This window comes from Aeromonas diversa CDC 2478-85, from assembly GCF_000819805.1.
Taxonomy (GTDB): Bacteria; Pseudomonadota; Gammaproteobacteria; order Enterobacterales; family Aeromonadaceae; genus Aeromonas; species Aeromonas diversa.
In genome coordinates this window covers 188369-210041 of record NZ_CDCE01000031.1, presented here as the reverse complement: position 1 = coordinate 210041, position 21673 = coordinate 188369, and the positions used below count along the sequence as shown (strand labels likewise).

Annotated in this window: 21 protein-coding genes; 19 read left to right on the top strand and 2 right to left on the bottom strand. The window is 62.2% G+C overall.

All coding sequences use genetic code 11. The annotated features are described in order from the left end of the window. Positions 1-112 precede the first annotated feature (112 nt). The 18 genes from BN1121_RS13365 (at position 113) to BN1121_RS13280 (ending at position 17993) form a co-directional block, all read left to right on the top strand. Entirely contained in the window at positions 113-871 is a 759-nt protein-coding gene (locus tag BN1121_RS13365; protein WP_005351842.1) for a flagellar motor protein, read from the top strand. Then, the gene (locus BN1121_RS13360; protein ID WP_005351840.1) at positions 852-1754 is read left to right on the top strand and encodes a MotB family protein; all 903 of its coding nucleotides are present in this window, start codon (positions 852-854) and stop codon (positions 1752-1754) included. The genes BN1121_RS13365 and BN1121_RS13360 overlap by 20 nt, the downstream gene beginning before the upstream one ends. A 147-nt stretch (positions 1755-1901) precedes the next feature. Then, positions 1902-2303, top strand: coding sequence for an NADH-quinone oxidoreductase subunit A (locus BN1121_RS13355; protein ID WP_005351838.1), 402 nt, complete (start codon positions 1902-1904; stop codon positions 2301-2303). 20 nt (positions 2304-2323) lie between these two features. Next, complete coding sequence (locus BN1121_RS13350) at positions 2324-2998, top strand: NuoB/complex I 20 kDa subunit family protein (protein WP_005351836.1); 675 nt, start codon at positions 2324-2326, stop codon at positions 2996-2998. Position 2999: 1 nt separating this feature from the next. Beyond that, complete coding sequence (gene nuoC / locus BN1121_RS13345; RefSeq protein WP_043157408.1) at positions 3000-4805, top strand: NADH-quinone oxidoreductase subunit C/D; 1806 nt, start codon at positions 3000-3002, stop codon at positions 4803-4805. A 3-nt stretch (positions 4806-4808) separates the two neighbouring features. Then, on the top strand, positions 4809-5345 hold the full coding sequence (nuoE, locus tag BN1121_RS13340; RefSeq protein WP_005351832.1) for an NADH-quinone oxidoreductase subunit NuoE: 537 nt from the start codon (positions 4809-4811) through the stop codon (positions 5343-5345). Then, positions 5342-6709, top strand: coding sequence for an NADH-quinone oxidoreductase subunit NuoF (gene nuoF / locus BN1121_RS13335; protein ID WP_043157406.1), 1368 nt, complete (start codon positions 5342-5344; stop codon positions 6707-6709). The genes nuoE and nuoF overlap by 4 nt, the downstream gene beginning before the upstream one ends. Positions 6710-6747: 38 nt before the next feature. Then, positions 6748-9471, top strand: coding sequence for an NADH-quinone oxidoreductase subunit NuoG (gene nuoG / locus BN1121_RS13330; protein ID WP_005351820.1), 2724 nt, complete (start codon positions 6748-6750; stop codon positions 9469-9471). Then, the gene (gene nuoH / locus BN1121_RS13325) at positions 9468-10433 is read left to right on the top strand and encodes an NADH-quinone oxidoreductase subunit NuoH (protein ID WP_005351819.1); all 966 of its coding nucleotides are present in this window, start codon (positions 9468-9470) and stop codon (positions 10431-10433) included. Before nuoG ends, nuoH begins: the two co-directional genes overlap by 4 nt. Positions 10434-10444: 11 nt before the next feature. After that, complete coding sequence (gene nuoI, locus BN1121_RS13320; RefSeq protein WP_005351818.1) at positions 10445-10987, top strand: NADH-quinone oxidoreductase subunit NuoI; 543 nt, start codon at positions 10445-10447, stop codon at positions 10985-10987. A gap of 9 nt (positions 10988-10996) precedes the next feature. Then, entirely contained in the window at positions 10997-11539 is a 543-nt protein-coding gene (gene nuoJ, locus BN1121_RS13315) for an NADH-quinone oxidoreductase subunit J (protein ID WP_005351817.1), read from the top strand. Then, positions 11536-11844 (top strand): NADH-quinone oxidoreductase subunit NuoK, encoded by a 309-nt coding sequence (gene nuoK, locus BN1121_RS13310; RefSeq protein WP_005351816.1) that lies wholly within the window; start codon positions 11536-11538, stop codon positions 11842-11844. The genes nuoJ and nuoK overlap by 4 nt, the downstream gene beginning before the upstream one ends. Next, positions 11841-13688 carry an NADH-quinone oxidoreductase subunit L gene (nuoL, locus tag BN1121_RS13305; RefSeq protein WP_005351812.1) on the top strand — a complete coding sequence of 616 codons (1848 nt, stop codon included), beginning with the start codon at positions 11841-11843 and terminating at the stop codon, positions 13686-13688. Before nuoK ends, nuoL begins: the two co-directional genes overlap by 4 nt. Before the next feature lie 34 nt (positions 13689-13722). After that, positions 13723-15234, top strand: coding sequence for an NADH-quinone oxidoreductase subunit M (gene nuoM, locus BN1121_RS13300; protein WP_005351810.1), 1512 nt, complete (start codon positions 13723-13725; stop codon positions 15232-15234). Next, the gene (gene nuoN / locus BN1121_RS13295) at positions 15231-16691 is read left to right on the top strand and encodes an NADH-quinone oxidoreductase subunit NuoN (RefSeq protein ID WP_005351809.1); all 1461 of its coding nucleotides are present in this window, start codon (positions 15231-15233) and stop codon (positions 16689-16691) included. Before nuoM ends, nuoN begins: the two co-directional genes overlap by 4 nt. Positions 16692-16840: 149 nt before the next feature. Then, the gene (gene zur / locus BN1121_RS13290) at positions 16841-17272 is read left to right on the top strand and encodes a zinc uptake transcriptional repressor Zur (RefSeq protein ID WP_005351806.1); all 432 of its coding nucleotides are present in this window, start codon (positions 16841-16843) and stop codon (positions 17270-17272) included. Between the two features lie 16 nt (positions 17273-17288). Continuing rightward, the gene (locus tag BN1121_RS13285; RefSeq protein ID WP_005351803.1) at positions 17289-17750 is read left to right on the top strand and encodes a chemotaxis protein CheX; all 462 of its coding nucleotides are present in this window, start codon (positions 17289-17291) and stop codon (positions 17748-17750) included. A 12-nt stretch (positions 17751-17762) separates the two neighbouring features. Then, a complete protein-coding gene (locus BN1121_RS13280) occupies positions 17763-17993 on the top strand; it encodes a hypothetical protein (protein WP_005351797.1) in 231 nt (76 codons plus the stop codon). Between the two features lie 113 nt (positions 17994-18106). On the opposite strand, the gene brnQ is transcribed toward BN1121_RS13280, so the two are convergent. Continuing rightward, positions 18107-19414, bottom strand: a complete 1308-nt coding sequence (gene brnQ, locus BN1121_RS13275) for a branched-chain amino acid transport system II carrier protein (protein ID WP_005351784.1) — start codon at positions 19412-19414, stop codon at positions 18107-18109. Between the two features lie 190 nt (positions 19415-19604). After that, complete coding sequence (locus tag BN1121_RS13270) at positions 19605-20312, bottom strand: tRNA1(Val) (adenine(37)-N6)-methyltransferase (RefSeq protein WP_005351781.1); 708 nt, start codon at positions 20310-20312, stop codon at positions 19605-19607. Between the two features lie 114 nt (positions 20313-20426). Between BN1121_RS13270 and srmB the strand changes: the two genes are divergently transcribed. Then, positions 20427-21656, top strand: coding sequence for an ATP-dependent RNA helicase SrmB (gene srmB, locus BN1121_RS13265; protein WP_005351778.1), 1230 nt, complete (start codon positions 20427-20429; stop codon positions 21654-21656). Positions 21657-21673: the final 17 nt, after the last annotated feature.

The following is a 21673-nucleotide window of genomic DNA, read 5'->3' as shown; positions in this document are numbered from 1 at the left end:
AAAAATCACTCAGAGTAGAATTAAACCCGTTCCCGACCCATCAGAGTGGATCTATGCTCACCCTGATGCCACTTTGGTCAACAAACAGGTCTCTCACTCAGCAAGGAGCGTCATGAGCCTCATCGGTGTGATTTTCGCCATTCTCGTTATCCTGGGCGGCAACATGATCGAAGGGGGGCATCCCAGCGCCCTGCTCGATCTCCCGGCGTTTATGATCGTCATCGGCGGCACCGTAGGCGCAGCCATGACCCAGTTTCCTTTTTCCGTCATCGGCGCCTCAATGAAGCGCTTCAAGTGGTTGCTTGCTCCCCCGAAGATCGATCTCGTCGCCCAGTCCGAATTACTGCAGGAGCTGGCAGGCAATGCCCGTCGTAATGGCATGCTGGCGCTGGAGAGCATGCTCGACCAAATCTCGGATCCCTTTCTGAGAAAAGGGATACAGATGATGGTGGATGGCTATGAGAAGGACAAAATCTTCGAGGTGCTCGAGAAAGAAGTGGAGTTCGAGCAAGAGGATCTCGAGCAGACCGTGAAATTTTACGAAGCCATGGGGGGCTACTGCCCGACCATGGGGATAGTGGGGGCTGTGTTTGGCCTCATTCACGCCATGGGCCTGCTCGATCAACCGGATAAGCTCGGGGGCGCCATCGCGGTTGCCTTCGTCGCGACCATTTATGGCGTTTCGGCGGCGAACCTGATCTTCCTTCCCTTTGGCAACCGCTATAAGGCCTTTGGCCATCAGATACGCCATTACAAGGAGATGAGCATCACCGGCATCATGGGCATCATGGATGGCGAATCACAACAGCGACTCCAGGTCAGCCTGAGCCCCTACTTAGGACACGAGGCAAATGAAAAAGAAAAAGGCTGAAGCCCCGGAGAACCATGAACGCTGGCTGGTCTCCTATGCCGACTTCATGACCCTGCTGTTTGCCCTGTTCGTGGTGCTCTACTCCTTTGCCATGTCCAAGCAATCGGAGGCGAGGGTCATCATCCAGGGATTTATCGAGTCGCTGGGCAAGATAGGTCTCATCTCCCCCCCGGCAGGCTCTCCCGTGCTACAGGGAGGGACCGGCATCCTGGAGCCCGAGTCCCACACCACAGAGAGTGTCGATGAGAAACCCAGCGTGATGGAGAGTGAGCACAAGCCGGCGTCCGACCCTATTAACGAGACGATCGGGCAATCGGCCAAACCCGATGCCAACAACTCCTGGCCCCATCCCAACCCGGAGGCCAGTGGCTGGATGAAAGAGAGCAGAGAAAAGCTCGATAAAAGGCTCAAGAGCGAGATACAAAATAAAGAGATAGAAATAGAGCAACTCGGTGATGAGCTCATCATCCGCATCGGAGAGAGAACCCTATTTCCTTCCGATTCCGCCTACCTGCAACCCCAGTTTATTCCGCTGGTAGAACGCATCGCGGCAATATTGGCCGATATACCCGGCCAGATCGCCGTATCGGGCCACACCGACAATAGCCAGCCTCCGACCGAGCTCTATCAGAGCAACTGGGAGCTATCGGTACTTAGAGCCGCGGCTATCGTGCATGTCTTGATTAAGGATCCCCACCTCGACGCCACTCGCATCGTCGCACAAGGCAAGGCGGATACTCGGCCACGCTTTCCCAACGATTCGGTCGCTCACCGGGAAGGCAACCGCAGAGTCGAAATAACACTGACTCAGGGCACCCCTTCGGAGCAGTCGCTCCCCCTACTAAACGCCCCCGATGTTAATAAACAAAACCAGATGAAATAAGTTCTCATTTTCAATTGTAAAAACAAATACAACAAAAGGAACGATTAATTAAAAAACAAAACATTGAGTTCACTTTTATCTACCAAGCCTCTGGATAAAATGACATCATTGTTACTGCCGCTTTCGTCTCGGTAGGAAACAACACCTATGTTTTCAGGAGTCATTCCAGAACATTGGGCCTTCACCGTTTATGTGATCGCCGCCTTTGCTATCTGTTTCACCATGATAGGGCTGGCCGCCTTTCTGGGAGGGCGAGCCCGGGGACGCGCCAAGAATAAACCCTTCGAATCGGGTGTTGAGTCGGTCGGTAACGCCCGCCTGCGCTTCTCGGCAAAGTTCTATCTCGTCGCCATGTTTTTCGTGATCTTCGATGTAGAGGCCCTCTACCTCTTCGCATGGGCTGTATCGGTGCGGGAGACCGGCTGGGTCGGCTTTATCGAAGCCGCCATTTTCATCGTGCTGCTGCTGGTCGGCCTCCTCTATTTGTGGCGTATCGGCGCCCTCGACTGGTCCCCCAGCAAGAAACCCCTCAACCAGCAACAGGACTAACCCGTCTTTGAGGTCTGCTCATGAAGTACACCCTGACCCGGATCGATCCCGACGCCCCTCTGGAGCGTTACCCCCAAGAGCAGCGCCAGACGGTCGCTGATCCCCTGGCCCAGAGTGCCGAACGCGGCATACTGCTCGGCCGGGTCGAGGAGGTGCTGCACGACGCGGTCAACTGGGGCCGCAAGAACTCCCTCTGGCCCTATAACTTCGGCATCTCCTGCTGCTATGTGGAGATGTGTACCGCCTTTACCTCCCCCCACGACGTGGCCCGTTTCGGCGCCGAGGTCATCCGGGCATCACCCCGTCAGGCCGACTTCATGGTGATCGCCGGAACCCCCTTCATCAAGATGGCGCCCGTCATCCAGCGCCTCTACGAGCAACTGCTCGAACCCAAGTGGGTCATCTCCATGGGCGCCTGTGCCAACTCGGGCGGCATGTACGACATCTACTCTGTGGTGCAGGGGGTCGACAAGTTTCTGCCGGTCGACGTCTACATTCCGGGCTGCCCGCCCCGTCCCGAGGCCTTCCTCGAAGCCCTGATGCTGCTGCAGGACTCTATCGGTAAGGAGCGCCGCCCCCTCTCCTGGGTGGCGGGGGATCAGGGCATCTACCGCCCTCAGCTGGAGGCGATGAAAGAGCGCAAGCGGGGCGAGCGGATCGCCGTCAAGAACCTGCGGACCCCGGACGAGAGCTGATATGCGATTGACTAACGAGTTTCCGACCAATGCCGAGATGGCCCAGTGGCAACCGGGCGACCAGGCACAGGCGCCCATCGTCGGCGAACTGTTCGCCCATTTCGGGAGCGAGCCCTTTACCCTGCAGACCACCCGTACCGGCATCCCCGTACTCTGGCTACCCAGAGAGTTGCTGCTGGATGTGCTGCGCTTCGTGCGCCAGCAACCCAAGCCGTTCGTGATGCTCTACGATCTGCACGGGGTCGACGAGCGGATGCGCAGCCACCGCGAGGGGCTCCCCCCCTCGGATTTCACCGTCTTCTACCACCTGCTTTCCATCGACAGAAACAGCGACCTGATGCTGAAGGTGCCCCTGCAGGAGGGGGATCTCACCCTGCCGAGCGCAACCACTATCTATCCCAACGCCAACTGGTATGAGCGCGAGGTGTGGGATCTGCTCGGCATCACCTTCAACGGTCACCCCCACCTGACCCGCATCATGATGCCGCGCAGCTGGCAGGGACACCCATTGCGCAAGGATTATCCGGCACGGGCCACCGAGTTCGACCCCTTCATGCTCGATGCCGCCAAGCAGGACATGGAGCAGGAGAACCTGCTGTTCAAACCGGAAGAGTGGGGGCTGCGTCGGGGCAATGCCAACGAGGACTATATGTTCTTGAACCTTGGCCCCAACCACCCGTCGGCACACGGGGCATTTCGCCTGGTGTTGCAGCTCGATGGAGAAGAGATCCTCAACTGTGTGCCCGACATCGGCTATCACCATCGCGGCGCCGAGAAGATGGGTGAACGCCAGTCCTGGCACAGCTACATCCCCTACACAGACCGGGTCGAATACCTGGGCGGGGTGATGAACAACCTCCCCTATGTGCTGGCGGTCGAGAAGCTGGCTGGCATCAAGGTGCCCCAGCGGGTCGACATGATCCGGGTGATGCTGGCAGAGCTGTTCCGCATCCAGAGCCACCTGCTCTTCATCGGCACCTATATTCAGGACGTGGGCGCCATGACCCCCGTCTTCTTCACCTTCACCGACCGTCAGCGCATCTACAACATCATCGAGGCGATCACCGGGGCCCGCATGCACCCGGCCTGGTTCCGCATCGGCGGCGTGGCCCACGATCTGCCACAAGGGTGGCGCCAGCTCATCAAGGAGAACCTGCTCGACTGGCTGCCCAAGCGCCTGATGGAGTACGAGAAGGCGGCCATGCGCAACAGCATTCTCAAGGGCCGCACCGTCGGTGTCGCCGCCTACTCGACCTCGCAGGCGCTGGCCTGGGGGACCACGGGAGGCGGCCTGCGCGCCACCGGTCTCAACTTCGACATTCGCAAATGGCGCCCCTATTCCGGCTACGACCAGTTCGAGTTCGAGGTGCCAGTGGGCGCCAACGGCGACGCCTATGATCGCGCCATGGTGCGCCTCGAGGAGATGCGCCAGAGCGTGCGCATCATAGCCCAATGCCTCGAGCACATGCCGGAGGGGCCCTTCAAGGCTGATCACCCGCTCACCACGCCGCCACCGAAAGAGCGCACCCTGCAGCACATCGAGACCCTCATCAACCACTTCCTGCAAGTGTCGTGGGGGCCCGTGATGCCCGCCGCCGAGTCGTTCCAGATGATCGAGGCGACCAAGGGCGTCAACAGCTACTACCTGACCAGTGACGGCTCCACCATGAGCTATCGCACCCGGATCCGGACCCCGAGTTTCGCCCACTTGCAGCAGATCCCCTCGGTGATCCGCGGCCAGATGGTGTCGGATCTCATCGTCTATCTGGGCAGTATCGATTTCGTTATGTCGGATGTGGATCGCTAAGCCATGAGCCACCAGCAATGTCAGTGCCAGAAAGGCGCATTACAACAAGACGCACAGGGATGCACGGGAGGCTTTGCCCTCTCTGATGCCGAGCGTGACGCCATCACCCACGAGAAGCACCACTACGAGGATCCCCGCGCCGCCAGCATCGAGGCCCTCAAGATAGTGCAACAGGCTCGCGGATGGGTGCCTGACGGCGCCATTCCAGCCATCGCCACCGAACTGGGGATCCCCGCCAGCGACGTGGAGGGGGTCGCCACCTTCTACAGCCAGATCTTCCGCCAGCCGGTGGGACGCCACATCATCCGGGTGTGCGACAGCATGGTCTGCTACATCAACGGTCACGAGGGGGTCTTGGCCACCCTCAAAGAGCACATCGGCATCGCGCCCGGCCAGACCACAGAGGACGGCCGCTTCACCCTGCTGCCGGTCTGTTGTCTGGGCAACTGCGACAAGGGGCCAGCCATGATGATCGACGACGACACCTTTGGTGGTCTCGATGGTGAGGCCCTGCGCCGGACTCTGGAGAACTACCCATGAGATTGACCTCCTTTGGCACCGCCAATCTGATCGCCCGGGCCGCCGAGACCCACCCGCTGACCTGGCGCCTGCGCGACGACGGCCAGCCGGTCTGGCTGGACGAATACCAGGCCAAGCAGGGCTATGAGGCCGCTCGCAAGGCCCTCGGCCAGATGAGCCCGGACGAGATAGTTGCGACCGTCAAGGATGCCGGCCTCAAGGGGCGCGGCGGGGCCGGCTTCCCCACGGGGGTGAAGTGGGGCCTGATGCCCAAAGACGAGAGCATGAACATCCGTTACCTGCTGTGCAACGCCGACGAGATGGAGCCCAACACCTGGAAGGACAGACTGCTGATGGAGCAGCTGCCCCACCTGCTTATCGAGGGGATGCTCATCTCGGCCCGGGCGCTGAAGGCCTACCGCGGCTACATCTTCCTGCGCGGCGAATACGTGGACGCGGCGACCAACCTGCGCCGTGCCGTGGAAGAGGCCAAGGCCGCCGGCCTGCTCGGCAAGAACATCCTGGGCTCGGGCTTTGACTTCGAGCTGTTCGTCCACACCGGCGCCGGCCGCTACATCTGTGGCGAAGAGACGGCGCTCATCAACTCTCTGGAGGGGCGCCGCGCCAACCCGCGCGCCAAGCCCCCCTTCCCCGCCGTCTCCGGGGTCTGGGGCAAACCCACCTGCGTCAACAACGTCGAGACCCTGTGCAACGTGCCGGCCATCATCGGCAACGGGGTGAGCTGGTATCAGGGGCTGGCCCTGCCCGGCTCGGAAGATCACGGCACCAAACTGATGGGCTTCTCGGGCAAGGTGAACAATCCGGGTCTGTGGGAGCTTCCCTTCGGCATCACGGCCCGAGAGCTGTTCGAAGAGTATGCCGGCGGCATGCGCGACGGTTACACCCTCAAGGCCTGGCAACCGGGCGGTGCCGGCACCGGTTTCCTGCTGCCCGAACACCTCGATGCCCAGATGTACACGGCCGGTATCGGCAAAGTGGGCACCCGGATGGGGACCGGCCTCGCCATGGCGGTGGACGATCGCATCAGCATGGTCTCTCTGCTGCGCAACATGGAGGAGTTCTTCGCCCGCGAGTCGTGCGGCTGGTGCACCCCCTGTCGCGATGGCCTGCCCTGGAGCGTCAAGCTGTTGCGCGCCATCGAGCTTGGCCAAGGGGAAACCGGCGACATCGAGACCCTGGAGCAGCTCTGCCGCCAGCTGGGTCCGGGCAAGACCTTCTGCGCTCACGCACCGGGAGCGGTGGAGCCGCTGGCCAGCGCCATCAAGTATTTCCGCCCGGAGTTCGAAGCCGGGATCAAGGGTGCGGGCGATAACCGCAAGGCAATCAAGGGCGTGCAACCCAACCTGCTGAGCCAGCGCTGGTAATTGGGCGCGGCGAGTCTGTTGCGAAGGAACGAGGCTGTATGGCAACCATTCATGTTGATGGCAAAGAGTACGAAGTAGACGGGGCCGATAACCTGCTGCAGGCCTGTCTCTCTCTTGGCCTGGATATTCCCTATTTCTGCTGGCACCCGGCGCTTGGCAGCGTCGGCGCCTGCCGCCAGTGTGCGGTGAAGCAGTATCAGAATGCCGACGACAAACGCGGCCGGCTGGTCATGTCCTGCATGACGCCGGCGAGCGACGGCACCTTCATCGCCATCGAGGACGAAGAGGCCAAAGAGTTTCGCCAGAGCGTGGTGGAGTGGTTGATGACCAATCACCCCCACGACTGCCCTGTGTGCGAGGAAGGGGGTGCCTGCCACCTGCAAGACATGACGGTGATGACGGGCCACAACAGCCGCCGCTATCGTTTCACCAAGCGCACCCACCAGAATCAGGATCTCGGCCCCTTCGTGGCCCACGAGATGAACCGCTGCATCGCCTGCTATCGCTGCGTGCGCTACTACAAGGACTACGCCGGCGGCGAAGACCTCGGCGTCTACGGCGCCCACGACAACGTCTACTTCGGCCGGGTCGAGAGCGGCACCCTGGAGAGCGAGTTCTCCGGCAACCTGGTCGAGGTATGCCCGACCGGGGTGTTCACCGACAAGACTCACTCCGAGCGCTTCAATCGCAAGTGGGACATGCAGTTTGCCCCCAGCATCTGCCAGCAGTGCTCGGTCGGCTGCAACATCAGCCCGGGTGAGCGCTACGGCGAGCTGCGCCGCATCGAAAACCGCTATCACGGCGCCATCAATCACTACTTCCTGTGCGACCGCGGCCGCTTCGGCTATGGCTGGGTCAACCGGGAAGACAGACCCATGCAGCCTCTGCTGCGCGAGGGCGATAGCCGCATCAGCATCACCCGCGAGGGGGGGATCAATCGCGCCGCCGACGCCCTGCGCGCCGGCACCGGCGTCATCGGCATCGGCTCCCCTCGCGCCAGCCTGGAGAGCAACTTCGCCCTGCGCGAACTGGTCGGCGCTGACCGTTTCTCCTGCGGCATAGAGCGCAGCGAGTGGGAGTGCCTCACCCTGATGCACAGGGTGCTGAAGGAAGGGGGGGTACGCACCCCCAGCCTGCGCGACATGGAAGAGGCCGACGCCATTCTGATCCTCGGCGAGGATGTGACCCAGACCGCCGCCCGCATCGCCCTGGCCCTGCGCCAGGCGGTCAAGGGCAAGGCCCGCGCTAAGGCCCGAGCCATGAAGGTCGACGAGTGGCAGGTGGCCGCCGTGGCGACCCTGGGCCAGTTCGACCGTTGGCCCCTGCTCATCACCGGCACCCATGGGAGCCGTCTCGACGATGCGGCCGAGGCCACCTGGCACGGTGCTCCGGTCGATCAGGCGCGCCTCGGCTTTGCCATCGCCCACCAGCTCAGCGCCGAGGCCCCCGCCGTGACCGATCTGGATGAGGCGAGCGCCACCCTGGCCCGCCACTGGGCCGAGTTGCTGGCTGGCGCCAAGAAACCACTCATCATCGCCGGCACTCAGGCGCGCACCCCGGCCCTCATCGAGGCGGCAGCCAACCTGGCGCGCGCCCTCAAGGCGCGTGGCCAGGAGGCCGAGCTCGCCCTGGTCGGCGCCGAGGTCAACTCCCTGGGTCTGGCCATGCTCGGCGGCATGCCGCTCGAGGCGGCCTTCGACGCTCTGGAAGGCCAAGCGGGACAGACCCTGCTGGTGATGGAGAACGATCTCTATCGCCGTGCCCCGCGCCAGCGGATCGATGCCATTCTGACTCGGCTGCAGGAGCTGATCGTCATCGATCATCAGGATACAGAGACCGCCAGCCGCGCCCACCTGGTGCTGCCGGCCACCACCTTTGCCGAGGGAGATGGTACCCAGATCAACATGGAAGGACGCGCCCAGCGCAGCTTCCAGGTGTTCGATCCCTACTGGTACCAGCCGGACGTGCTGGTGCAAGAGAGCTGGCGCTGGCTCGGCGCCCTCGAAGGCGCCCTGCAGGGGCTGGGGCCACGCTGGGACAAGTGGATCCAGGTGTGCGAGGCGTGCATCCACGCCCACCCCGTCCTCGCCCCCATGAAGGAGCCGGCCCCTAATGCCGGTCTGCGCATTCGCGGCATGAAGCTGGCCCGCGAGCCGCACCGCTACAGCGGTCGCACCTCCATGCTGGCCGACCGTAACGTGCACGAACCGCGGGTTGCCCAAGACCCCGACTCCCCCTTCGCCTTCTCCATGGAAGGCTACGCCGGTGCCCGGCAACCCCTGGCCCAGGTGCCATTCGCCTGGGCGCCAGGGTGGAACTCACCGTCGGCCTGGAACAAGTTCCAGGACGAGGTGGGTGGCCACCTGCGCGCCGGCGATCCGGGTCGCCGCCTCTTCGAGGCCACTGAGGGTAACCTGCCCTGGTTCCAGGCACCGTCTCCCTACGCACGCCCCTCGTCCGGTCTGCAGGTGGTGAGCCTGGCCCAGCTGTTCGGCAGTGAAGAGCTCTCTGCCCGCAGCCCGGTGTTCCAGCAACGCATGGGCGTGCCGCAGGGCTGGCTCAGCGCCGCCGACGCGGCGCGCCTCGGCCTCACCGACGGTCGCAAGGCGGCCTTCTCCTGGGGCGGCCAGCACTGGCAATGCCAGATGCGGGTGAGTGAACACTTCCCTGCCGGCCTCATCGGCCTGCCGCTGGGCATGGATGGCTTACCGACCGCCCTGCAGCACGCGGTGCTGGCGGATTTCAAGGAGGCGATCGCATGAGCGACGAGATGCTGAACCTGCTGATCGAGGTGGGCAAGGCGCTGGTGATCCTCATCGCCGTGATCGGCGCCGGCGCCTTCATGAGCTTCATCGAGCGTCGACTGCTGGGGCTCTGGCAAGACCGCCACGGCCCCAACCGGGTGGGCCCGTTCGGTCTGCTGCAACTGCTGGCCGACATGATCAAGATGTTCTTCAAGGAGGACTGGATCCCCCCCTTCGCCGATCGCCGCCTGTTCGTGCTGGCGCCGGTCATCGCCTTCACCGCCTTTATCCTGGCCTTCGCCGTGGTGCCGGTGACCCCTACCTGGGGCGTCTCCAACCTCAACGTGGGGCTGCTCTACGTCCTGGCCATCGCCGGCATGGCGGTCTATGCGGTGCTGTTCGCCGGCTGGTCGAGCAACAACAAGTACTCATTGCTCGGCAGCCTGCGTGCCTCGGCCCAGACCCTCTCCTACGAGGTGTTCCTCGGTCTCTCCCTGATGGGAATAGTGATCCAGACCGGCAGCTTCAACCTGCGCGACATCGTCGAAGCCCAGACGGGGCTGTGGAATATCGTTCCCCAGTTCCTCGGCTTCATCACCTTCCTGTTTGCCGGCGTGGCGGTGACCCACCGTCACCCGTTTGACCAACCGGAGGCGGAGCAGGAGCTGGCCGACGGCTACCACATCGAGTACGCCGGCATGAAATGGGGGCTGTTCTTCGTGGGGGAGTACATCGGCATAGTGCTGGTCTCCTCGCTTATCGTGACCCTCTTCTTCGGCGGCTGGCAGGGCCCCTGGCTCCCGCCCGTGGTCTGGTTTGCCGGCAAAACCGCCTGCTTCATCGTCTTCTTCATCCTGCTGCGCGCCTCGCTGCCGAGACCGCGTTTCGATCAGGTGATGTCGTTTGGCTGGAAGGTGTGTCTGCCCCTGACCCTCATCAACATGCTGGTGACCGGGGCCCTGGTACTGGTCAATGGCTAAGGCAATTTGAGATGAAAATAGTCAGTATTATCAAAGGTGTCGGCTCACAGATCCGCAGCCTGGCCATGGTCTTCTCCCACGCCTGGCGCCCCCGTGAGACCCTGAGTTACCCGGAGCAGCCGGTACCGCTTCCCCCCCGCTATCGCGGTCGCATCGTGCTGACCCGTGACCCGGACGGGGATGAACGTTGCGTGGCCTGTAACCTCTGCGCCGTGGCCTGCCCGGTGGGCTGCATCTCGTTGCAAAAATCCGAGCGCGACGACGGCCGCTGGTATCCGGAATTTTTCCGCATCAACTTCTCCCGCTGCATCTTCTGCGGCCTGTGCGAGGAGGCGTGCCCCACCACGGCCATTCAACTCACCCCCGACTTCGAGATGGGGGAGTACCGCCGTCAGGACCTGGTCTACGAGAAGGAGGATCTCCTCATCAGCGGACCGGGCAAGTATCCCGACTACAACTTCTATCGCATGAGCGGCATGGCCATCGACGGCAAGCCGAAAGGGGCTGCCGAGAACGAGGCCAAGCCCATCGACGTGAAGAGCCTGATGCCCTGAGGAGAGTGCATGGAACTGTTGTTTTACGTGGCGGCCCTGGTCGCCGTCTACGCCACCCTGAGGGTCATCAGCACCAGCAACCCCATGCATGCGTTGCTGAATCTGATCGTCTCCCTCATCGCGGTGGCCATCATCTTCTTCGTGCTGGGGGCGGCGTTTGCCGGCGCCATGCAGGTGATCGTCTACGCCGGGGCCATCATGGTGCTGTTCGTCTTCGTGGTGATGATGCTCAACCTGGGGTCTGCCTCTGAGCAGGAGAAGAAGTGGCTCTCTCCCACCACCTGGGTGGGGCCCGCCGTGCTGTCTCTGCTACTGCTGGGCTTTCTCATCGACGGCATCCTGGGGCTGACCGGTGGTCAGCTCGGCACCATGGAGGTGACCGCCAAGCAGGTGGGGATCAGCCTGTTTGGCCCCTACGTCATCGCGGTCGAGCTGGCCTCCATCCTGCTGCTGGCCGGTCTGGTCACCGCCTGGCACCTGGGACGCGAAGAGAAGCCGGGTGAGGTGTTGTCGGTGCCCAAGCAGAAAGAACATCAGGGAGGTGAGGCATGATCAATATCCCCATGGAACATGGCCTGCTGCTGGCCGCCATCCTGTTCTGCATTGGCCTGTGCGGCCTGCTGATCCGGCGCAACCTGCTCTTCATCCTGATGAGCATCGAGATCATGATGAACGCCTCGGCGCTCGCCTTCGTGGTGGCCGGTAGCCACTGGGTGCAGCCGGATGGCCAGATCATGTACATCCTGGTGATTTCCCTGGCAGCCGCCGAAGCCAGTATCGGGCTGGCCCTGGTGCTGCTGCTCTATCGTCGTTACCACACCCTGAACGTGGACACTGTGAGCGAGATGCGCGGATGAGCCTGCTAACTCTTACTTTCGTATTTCCGCTGCTGGGCTGGCTGCTGCTGGCCTTCGCCCAGGGGCGCCTGAGCGAATCGCGCTCGGCCCTCATCGGCGTCGGCAGCATAGGCCTGTCGGCCCTGACCACCCTCTGGGTCGGCATCGACTTTCTCGGCAACCCGCCCGAGGCAGGCGTCTTCACCCAGACCCTGTGGCAGTGGCTGTCGGTGGGTAACTTTACCCCTGCCTTCACCCTCTCCCTCGACGGTCTGTCGCTGACCATGATGGGGGTGGTGACCGGGGTGGGTTTCTTCATCCACCTGTTCGCCTCCTGGTACATGCGCGGTGAGGAGGGCTATTCCCGCTTCTTCGCCTACACCAACCTCTTCATCGCCAGCATGATCTTCCTGGTGCTGGCCGATAACCTGCTGTTTGTCTATCTGGGCTGGGAAGGGGTGGGGCTGTGCAGCTACCTGCTGATCGGCTTCTACTACAAAGACAGGAACAACGGCGCCGCGGCCCTCAAGGCCTTCGTGGTGACCCGGGTGGGTGACGTCTTCCTCGCCATCGGCCTCTTCATCCTCTATCGCGAGCTCGGCACCCTCAACATTCATGAGTTGCTGGTGCGTGCGCCGGCCATGCTCACCCAAGGCTCGCCGGCTCTCGAGCTGGCCTGCCTGATGTTGCTCGGTGGCGCCGTGGGTAAATCCGCCCAGCTGCCGCTGCAAACCTGGCTGGCCGACGCCATGGCGGGCCCTACCCCTGTCTCGGCGCTGATCCACGCCGCGACCATGGTGACGGCGGGGGTCTACCTCATCGCCCGCACCCACGGCCTGTTTGTGATGGTGCCGGACGTGCTGCATCTGGTCGGGATAGTGGGCGCCATCACCCTGCTGCTGGCCGGCTTCGCCGCCCTGGTGCAGACCGACATCAAACGCATCCTGGCCTACTCGACCATGAGCCAGATAGGCTACATGTTCCTGGCGCTCGGTGTCGGCGCCTGGCAGGGTGCCATCTTCCACCTGATGACCCACGCCTTCTTCAAGGCGCTGCTATTCCTCTCGTCGGGCTCGGTGATCCTCGCCTGTCACCACGAGCAGAACATCTTCAAGATGGGCGGGCTGAGAAGGCGCCTGCCGCTGGTCTATGCCTGCTTCCTGGTCGGGGGCTCGGCGCTGACGGCCCTGCCGCTGGTCACCTCGGGTTTCTACAGCAAAGACGCCATCCTCTGGCAGGTGCAGGCAGCAGGCCAGGAGAGCCTGCTGCTGGCGGGTCTGGTGGGGGCCTTCCTCACCTCCCTCTACACCTTCCGCCTCATCTTCATCGCCTTCCACGGCAAGGAGCAGACCCAGGCCCATCCCGGTCAGGGTCTCGCCCACCATCTGCCGCTGCTGGTGCTGCTGGTGCTCTCCACCGGTGTCGGCGCCCTGATAGTGCCGCCTCTGGCCGGCGTGCTGCCGGCCGGGCCGGGGGATCATGTCGAAGAGGGACGCCACGGCCTCGAGATCCTCTCGGGGATCGTGGCCATGGGGGGCATCGCCCTGTCGGCCTTCCTGTTCCTCGGCGAGCGCCGCCTCACCAGGGCGCTGGGCGAGAGCACGCTGGGACGCCCGCTGGCCACCCTCTGGCTGCACGCCTGGGGCTTTGACTGGCTCTATGATCGCCTGTTTGTACGGCCCTTCCTGGCCCTGACCCAACTCTGCGGCCCGGACCCGGCGGATCGGGTGATGGGTTGGAACGCAGCCCTGGCCCTGTGGGCGCACCGCATGTTGGCCCTGACCGTGACCGGCAAGCTGCGCTGGTATGCGGCCTCGATGGGGCTGGGCGCCGTGCTGGTGCTGGCCGTGCTCTTGTTGGTGTGATGGCTGAGCCATCACCGCATTTAGCGAGGATATCGTGACTCTACTCCTGATCCTGCTCATCCCCTTCCTCGGCGGTCTGCTCTGCTGGCAAGGGGAACGCTTTGGCTTCCGTTGGGTGCGCTGGGTGGCATTGCTGTCGATGACGGCGGTCCTGCTGCTCTCCGGCTCGCTCTGGCTCGGCGGTCGCTACGCCCTGCCCCAAGACGGACTCATCCAGTGGACCGCCGAGCTGCGTCTGCCCTGGATCCCGCGCTTTGGCATCGATCTGCACCTGGCCGTGGATGGCCTCTCCATCCTGATGGTACTGCTGACCGCCCTCATCGGGGTGCTCGCCATCCTCTGTTCCTGGAAGGAAATCGTGCAGCGGGTGGGCTTCTTCCACCTCAACCTGCTCTGGATCCTGGGGGGCGTGCTCGGCGTCTTCATGGCGGTCGATCTGTTCCTCTTCTTCTTCTTCTGGGAGATGATGCTGGTCCCCATGTACTTCCTGATCGCCCTGTGGGGTCACTCGGTCAGTGACGGCAAGTCGCGCATCAACGCGGCCACCAAGTTCTTCATCTACACCCAGGCGAGCGGTCTCATCATGCTGGTCGCCATTCTGGGGCTGGTACTGACTCACTACCACGGCACCGGCGTCTTCACCTTCAGCTATCAAGAGCTGCTCCATACCGAGATGAGCGAGACCACCCAGTGGGTGCTGATGCTCGGCTTCTTCATCGCCTTCGCCGTGAAAATGCCCCTGGTGCCGCTGCACGGCTGGCTGCCGGATGCCCACAGCCAGGCTCCGACCGCAGGCTCGGTGGATCTCGCCGGGATCTTGCTAAAAACCGCCGCCTATGGCCTGCTGCGCTTCGCCCTGCCGCTGTTCCCCGAGGCCTCGGCCCAGTTTGCCCCCATCGCCATGGGGCTGGGTCTGGTCGGCATCTTCTACGGGGCGCTGGCCGCTTTCGCCCAGACCGATATCAAGCGTCTGGTGGCCTACACCAGCATCTCCCACATGGGCTTCGTGATGATCGCCATCTACTCGGGTACCGAGCTGGCCCTGCAAGGTGCCGTGGTGCAGATGATCGCCCATGGCCTCTCCGCCGCCGGCCTGTTTATCCTGTGCGGACAGCTCTACGAGCGACTCCATACCCGCGATCTGCGCGAGATGGGCGGACTCTGGAGCCGTCTGCGCTACCTGCCGGGGATCATGATGTTCTTCGCGGTGGCGTCCCTCGGCCTGCCGGGGACCGGCAACTTCGTGGGCGAGTTCCTGATCCTGCTTGGCAGCTTCCCCATCGCCCCCGTGATGACGACGGTCGCCACCTTCGGTCTGGTCTTTGCCTCCGTCTACTCCCTCGTTATGTTGCATCGTGCCAGTTTTGGCCCCGCCAAGAGTAGCGATCCCCTGCCGGCACTGGATGGTCGTGAGGTCGCCATGATGCTGGGTCTGGCGGCCCTGCTGGTGCTACTCGGCCTCTACCCGCAACCCGTGCTGGATACCGCCAGCGCCAGTGTCACCCAGGTGATGCACTGGTTTGTGACTCCCGGAGCCTTGCAATGACCTTTACCGCTTCCCAACTGCTGGCGCTGCTGCCCCTGCTGCTCACCAGCGCCACTCTGGTGGCCCTGATGCTGGCCATCGCCTGGCGGCGCAACCAGGAGTTTGCTTACCTGGTGACCATTACCGGGCTGAACGGGGCTCTCGTCTCGATCCCCTTCCTCTTCTCCCTGGTGCCCCAGTCGGTCACGCCCTTGCTGTACATGGATGGCTACGCCCTCTTCTACTCGGCGCTGGTACTGATCGGCGCTCTGGCCACCTGTACCTTCGCCCATAGCTGGCTCAAGACGCTGCCCGACAACCGTGAAGAGTTTTACCTGCTGCTGCTCATCGCCACCGCGGGGGGGCTGGTGTTGGCCGGGTCGCGTCATCTGGCCTCGCTCTTCATCGGCATCGAGATGCTGACTCTGCCCATGTTTGGCCTGGTGGCCTATGCCCGTGGCGAACGCCACAGCCTGGAAGCCGGCATCAAATACATGGTGCTTTCGGCGGCCGCCACCGGTTTTCTGCTCTTTGGTATGGCCCTGCTCTATGCCCAGGCCGGCAGCCTCAGCTTCGCCGACCTGGGTCAAGCCGTGAGCACTCATCCCTCCCATCACCCTCTGCTGCTGGCCGGCATAGGCCTGATGCTGGTGGGCTTTGGCTTCAAGCTGTCGCTGGCCCCCTTCCACCTCTGGACCCCGGATGTCTATGAGGGGGCACCGGCCCCCGTCGCCACCTTCCTCGCGACGGTCAGCAAATTGGCCGTCTTCTGCGTGCTACTGCGTTTCTACCTGGCCGTCCCCGTCGCCGCAGATCCGGCGGTGCACTGGCTGCTGGCGGCCATCGCCATCCTCTCCATCCTGCTCGGCAACCTGCTGGCCCTGATGCAGAGCAATATCAAGCGGATGTTGGGTTACTCCTCCATCGCGCATTTTGGCTACCTGCTCACCGCCATTGTGGCGAGCCGGCTTGGCCAGCTCCCCATGGAGGCGGCCGGCGTCTATCTGCTCATGTACCTCTTCACCAGCCTCGGCTCCTTCGGGGTCGTGAGCATGATGTCGAGCCCCTTCCACGGTAAAGACGCCGATGGCCTGCACCACTATCGCGGCCTGTTCTGGCACCGCCCCTATCTGACGGCCGTACTCACCGTCATGCTGCTCTCTCTGGCCGGCATTCCCATGACGCTGGGCTTTATCGGCAAGTTCTACCTGGTGGGGGTCACTGTGGAGGCCAAGCTATGGTGGCTGGCCGGCGCTATCGTGCTCGGCAGCGCTCTCGGCCTCTTCTACTACCTGCGCGTCATGGTGATCCTCTACCTGCGCGAACCCGGCATGCAGCGCCGCGATGCCGAAGCGGGATGGCATCTCTCCTCCGGTGGTGTTGTGGTCCTCCTCTCGGCACTCCTGGTGGTCCTGTTCGGTATTGCACCTCAGCCCCTCATCGGCCTGGTGCGCGACATGCTGAATCTGCACTTCTGACCGGTCGGGGCCACCCCGTTCGATGAGGCCCGGCGTCACAAAATCGAGGCGCCGGGTTGACGGGAGCCCCGCCCCCAAGGGGAAAGGGCATCTCAATTTTTCCCCCTGTGATACTATGAGACCTCACTTGAGGGGTCATTGGTCGAGTCATGGATCTGGAACAACTGTTAAGCCGCGCCCGGCGTCTGTGTGAACAGCGGGGTTTGCGTTTTACCGCCACGCGTCAGCAGGTACTCTGCCTGCTCGCCAGACACGGTAATGCCATCAGTGCCTACGATCTGCTTGACCAACTGCGCCTCACCGAACCCAATGCCAAGCCACCCACCATCTATCGAGCCCTCGATTTCTTGCTCGAGCAGGGTTTTGCCCACAAGGTGGAGTCACTCAACGCCTATATCTATTGCTGTCACTTCGACCACGCCCACCCCATGCAACTGCTCATCTGCGATAGCTGCGGCAATGTGGTGGAGTTGCATGACAGCACAATTGACAGCGCGTTTCTCGAGCAGGCCAGGCAGCACGGCTTTACTATTACTAACAAGACCATTGAGGCTCATGGTCAGTGCGCCCGGTGCGCCTGACCTGCGGGGAAGCAACATGAAGGCAGATTTCATCAATCCATTTCTCTTGTCACTGCTCAACGTCATGTCCACCATGGCTCAGCTCGAACTCAAGCCGGGGAAACCCAAGCGCAAATCCGACGAGCTGGCCCGGGGTGACGTTTCGGGTCTTATCGGCATGGTGGGCCCCCAGACGCGCGGGTCCCTCTCCATCAGCTTTGAGAAGGGGCTGGCGCTGGAGATTATGCGCCGTATGCTGGGAGAAGCGCCGAGCAGCATCAATGAAGAGGTGACCGACATGGTTGGCGAGATCACCAACATGGTCACCGGGGGTGCCAAGCGGATGCTGGGTGAGAAGGGCTACGAGTTCGACATGGCGACCCCTGTGGTGGTCTCTGGGCCGAGCCACACCATCACTCACAAGGCCGATGGTATGAAGTTGATGATGCCCTTCGAGTCAGAGTTTGGGCGCGCAACCATAGAGATCTGCTTCGAATAAGGAGGCCACAGGATGTGGCGAATACTGAAATGGATTTTCATACTCTGGGCCATGTTGCTCATCATCTGTGACTTTCGTATTCACACCTCCCTCTATAAATACGAGGATAACCGGGTTGAAGTACGTCTGCCGCGCTGGCAACCCCTCTTTCCCTGGGCCAGGGTCATCTGGCATGCCGGTGAATGGCAGGGCGACTGGTATGGGTTAGAGGGCCCGGATCACCCCATCAAGGATGAGCGATAACCCACAAGAATAAGGCCTGCAGATGCAGGCCTTATTAATTCAGGGAACTAACCACCCCTGATAACAGAGAGGGCCTGCGGTATGCAGGCCCTCTTGTATTAGCAGATATGGGATCAGGCGACCTCGGCGGCAACCTCATCGTTGCGACGGATCAGCATTCCCACGACACAGGCCAACAGGGTCGGCAGCAACCAGGCCAGGCCCTTGTCAAACAGGGGCAGGAAGGAGAAGGCATCCATCTTCAGGCCGGCAGCACCCAGACCATCCAGGCAACCAAACAGGAAGGCGATGGTCAGCACCAGACGGAAGGTCAGTTTGGGGCGACCGAACTGCTCCTTGAAGAAGGTCACCAGCACCAGGGCCACGGCGACCGGGTAGATGGCCACCAGCACAGGGATGGAGAGGCTGATGAGCTGGCTCAGGCCTACGTTGGCCACGATGGCACAGATGACACCCAGGATCAGCACCAGCTTGCGATAGGCCATGCCGGTCAAGTTGTGGAAGAAGTCGGCACAGGCGGAGATAAGGCCCACGGCAGTGGTAAAGCAGGCCAGAGTGATGATGCCGGCCAGGATGAAGAGACCCGGTTGACCAAACAGGCTGAGCACATAGGCACTGACGATGGCGCCACCGTTGCTGGCTTCACTCACCACTCCCAGGGCGGTGTTGCCCAACTGGAACAGGGAAACATAGACGATGGAGAGACCGACGGCAGAGATGGTGCCGGCAATCGCCAGATACTTGAACTGGCTGCGGTAGTCATTGATCCCCTTCTGGCGCAGCAGATCGACGATCAGGGCACCAAACATCAGGGAAGCCAGGGTATCCATGGTGTTGTAGCCTTCCAGCATCCCCTTGATGAAGGGGCTGTTGACATAGTCACCGGAGGCGGCAGGCATAGAGCCCTGAGGGGCAATCACCACGCCGGCGGCCAGGGCCAGCAGCAGCACGATCAGCACAGGAGTCAGAAACTTGCCGATGGCGTCCATCAGCTTGCCCTGATTCAGCGACACCAACATGGCCATGCCGAAGAAGACCAGGGTGTAGATCAGCAGACCCGACTGGCCAGCTTCACCCAGGAACGGCTTGAGACCCATCTCGTAGGCCACCAGACCGGTCCGCGGAGCGGCGAAGGCCGGGCCTATGATGATATAGATAGCGACAGCCAGAGCGGTTGCGATACCGGCAGGCAGCAAACGGGTCATCCCCTCCCAACCATCACCGGCCTTGGCGACCGCAATGATAGTGATCAGCGGCAGACCGACGGCGGTCACCAGAAAGCCCAGCATGGCGAAGGAGAGGTTTTCTCCGGCGAGGAAGCCTGCCAACGGGGGGAAGATGATATTACCGGCGCCCAGATAAAAGGCGAAGGTCATAAAGCCGAGTCCGAGCACGTCGGAGAGTTTGAGTGATTTCGTCAAGGTCAACCTCGTCTGTCTTGTAACTTATTGCTTTTTATATTTTTTATTCCCGCTCTTCCGAGTTGAGCGAGGGGTTAAAAAAAAGAGCACCGCTGTTTTTTTGGTCAGCATCAGTGGTTTTCGCTGGCCGGGAGCGGGTGCTCATTTATGAGTCAGAATAAAGGAGTGAAAAATAAGTGCAAGACGAAATTTACATCTTCAAATAGAAGGCGCGGACCAGTTGGACATATCTGTCGGCATAGCCACCTTCAGCAGAATGGATCACAATTTGCCCCACCTCACACCGATTAAATACTCTGGAAAGCAGTAGCAAAACACGATTTGCCTCTTTTCCTTCCTTGGCGATAACAGTTTCGTTACATACACAATGAAGATCATATTGTGCTGCCAAGTCACGCAAACGTTCGCCTTCTGTGCGGGGAAGTACCAGTGCAACCAGTCCATTTGGAGCAATCAACCGTCGACAGGCGGCCAGTAGATCCTGCTGGTCCAGGCTCCCCGTATGCCTTGCCTGCGCTCTTGCTGGATCGCTAAAGGATTGACCGCTCACGAAATAAGGCGGATTTGAGACGATCAGATCAAACGGGCCTCCAGCAAACGCCTGGATGGCGCCCTCATGTAGCCGGATCTTCTCCGGCCAGGGAGAGGCGGCAATGTTGTCTCGCGCCTGTGCCGCCGCCGCCGGGTCTATCTCCACCGCGTCGATTCGGCACTCGGGGTCACTGCGCTGTGCCAGCATCAGGGCAACCAGACCGGTGCCGCTACCGATGTCGAGGATCCGCCGCACGCCCGCCACCGGGGCCCAGGCCCCCAGCAACACCCCATCGGTGCCCACCTTCATGGCGCAGCGATCGTGAGCCACATGAAACTGTTTGAACGTAAAGCCAGGACTTGCCATCCACTCCTCCTTCGCCAAGCGGCGCGGATTATAACGACAGCCGCCGCATCAACCATAGGAGTAGCGGCCACAATCACCTATAATGCGGCGTTTCCCTTCTAATCGAGTATCGCCATGAGCATGTCCTTCGACGACTTCGACCTGCACCCAGCCCTCAACCAGGCCCTGGCCGAGATGGGCTTCACCCGCCCCACGACCATTCAGCAGATGGTGCTGGAGCCGGCCCTCGAAGGTCGCGATATTCTGGCTTCTGCCCCCACCGGCACCGGCAAGACCGCCGCCTTCCTGCTGCCGGCCCTGCAGCACCTGCTCGACTTCCCGCGCCGCAAACCCGGCCCCTGCCGCATGCTGGTGCTGACGCCGACCCGCGAGCTGGCCTTGCAGGTGACCGCCCACGCCAAGGCGCTGGCCGCTCACGCCCATCTGGCCATCGAGACCATCATCGGCGGCGTGAGCCACGAAGAGCAGCGCCCGGCACTGACCCGCACCACCGACATAGTGGTCGCCACCCCGGGCCGCCTGCTCGAGTACATCAACGCCGGTGAGTTCGAGAGCGACGACATCGAGGTGCTGGTGCTCGACGAGGCCGACCGCATGCTCGACATGGGCTTCATCGATGACGTGAGCCGTATCGCCGCCGAGGCGCGCTACCGCAAGCATACCCTGCTCTTCTCCGCCACCCTGGAGGGGACGGGTCTGACCCGCTTCGCCAACGAGATCCTGAAAGAGCCGGTCGAACTGCACGCCGAACCGCCGCGCAGCGAGCGCCGCAAGATCACCCAGTGGGTCCACCTGGCCGACAGCGCCGCCCACAAGCTGGCCCTGCTGACCCACATACTGCGCGATCCGGAGACCAAGAAGGCGATCATCTTCGTCAAGACCCGCGAGCGCCTGGCCGAGCTCTCCGGCCAGCTGCAGACCGCCGGCATCCCGTGTGCCTGGATCCGTGGCGAGATGGAGCAAGAGAAACGGGTCGAGGCGATCCGCAAGTTCAGCGAGGGTGACGTGCCCTTCCTGATCGCCACCGACGTGGCGGCCCGCGGCATCGACCTGCCCAACGTCAGCCATGTCATCAACTACGACATGCCCTACAGCGCCGACGTCTACGTACACCGTATCGGCCGTACCGGCCGCGCCGGCAATCGTGGCTGTGCCATCAGCCTGACCGAAGCCCACGACATGGCCGTGGTTGGCAAGATTGAACGCTACACCGAGGAGCGCCTCAAGCGCCGCGTCATCGATGGCCTGCGTCCCCAGCACAAAGAAGCCAAGGTGCCGACCAAGAAGAAGAAGCCCAAGGACGACAAGAAGAAGTCGGCCAAGAAGAAGGGCAAGAAGCGCTAACACAACAGGCCGGGTTT

Bases quoted from the DNA above. Each gene is read 5' to 3' on its own strand.
- BN1121_RS13365 (WP_005351842.1), top strand. From the start codon at position 113: ATGAGCCTCATCGGTGTGATTTTCGCCATTCTCGTTATCCTGGGCGGC.
- BN1121_RS13360 (WP_005351840.1), top strand. From the start codon at position 852: ATGAAAAAGAAAAAGGCTGAAGCCCCGGAGAACCATGAACGCTGGCTG.
- BN1121_RS13355 (WP_005351838.1), top strand. From the start codon at position 1,902: ATGTTTTCAGGAGTCATTCCAGAACATTGGGCCTTCACCGTTTATGTG.
- BN1121_RS13350 (WP_005351836.1), top strand. From the start codon at position 2,324: ATGAAGTACACCCTGACCCGGATCGATCCCGACGCCCCTCTGGAGCGT.
- nuoC (WP_043157408.1), top strand. From the start codon at position 3,000: ATGCGATTGACTAACGAGTTTCCGACCAATGCCGAGATGGCCCAGTGG.
- nuoE (WP_005351832.1), top strand. From the start codon at position 4,809: ATGAGCCACCAGCAATGTCAGTGCCAGAAAGGCGCATTACAACAAGAC.
- nuoF (WP_043157406.1), top strand. From the start codon at position 5,342: ATGAGATTGACCTCCTTTGGCACCGCCAATCTGATCGCCCGGGCCGCC.
- nuoG (WP_005351820.1), top strand. From the start codon at position 6,748: ATGGCAACCATTCATGTTGATGGCAAAGAGTACGAAGTAGACGGGGCC.
- nuoH (WP_005351819.1), top strand. From the start codon at position 9,468: ATGAGCGACGAGATGCTGAACCTGCTGATCGAGGTGGGCAAGGCGCTG.
- nuoI (WP_005351818.1), top strand. From the start codon at position 10,445: ATGAAAATAGTCAGTATTATCAAAGGTGTCGGCTCACAGATCCGCAGC.
- nuoJ (WP_005351817.1), top strand. From the start codon at position 10,997: ATGGAACTGTTGTTTTACGTGGCGGCCCTGGTCGCCGTCTACGCCACC.
- nuoK (WP_005351816.1), top strand. From the start codon at position 11,536: ATGATCAATATCCCCATGGAACATGGCCTGCTGCTGGCCGCCATCCTG.
- nuoL (WP_005351812.1), top strand. From the start codon at position 11,841: ATGAGCCTGCTAACTCTTACTTTCGTATTTCCGCTGCTGGGCTGGCTG.
- nuoN (WP_005351809.1), top strand. From the start codon at position 15,231: ATGACCTTTACCGCTTCCCAACTGCTGGCGCTGCTGCCCCTGCTGCTC.
- zur (WP_005351806.1), top strand. From the start codon at position 16,841: ATGGATCTGGAACAACTGTTAAGCCGCGCCCGGCGTCTGTGTGAACAG.
- BN1121_RS13285 (WP_005351803.1), top strand. From the start codon at position 17,289: ATGAAGGCAGATTTCATCAATCCATTTCTCTTGTCACTGCTCAACGTC.
- BN1121_RS13280 (WP_005351797.1), top strand. From the start codon at position 17,763: ATGTGGCGAATACTGAAATGGATTTTCATACTCTGGGCCATGTTGCTC.
- BN1121_RS13270 (WP_005351781.1), bottom strand. From the start codon at position 20,312: ATGGCAAGTCCTGGCTTTACGTTCAAACAGTTTCATGTGGCTCACGAT.
- srmB (WP_005351778.1), top strand. From the start codon at position 20,427: ATGAGCATGTCCTTCGACGACTTCGACCTGCACCCAGCCCTCAACCAG.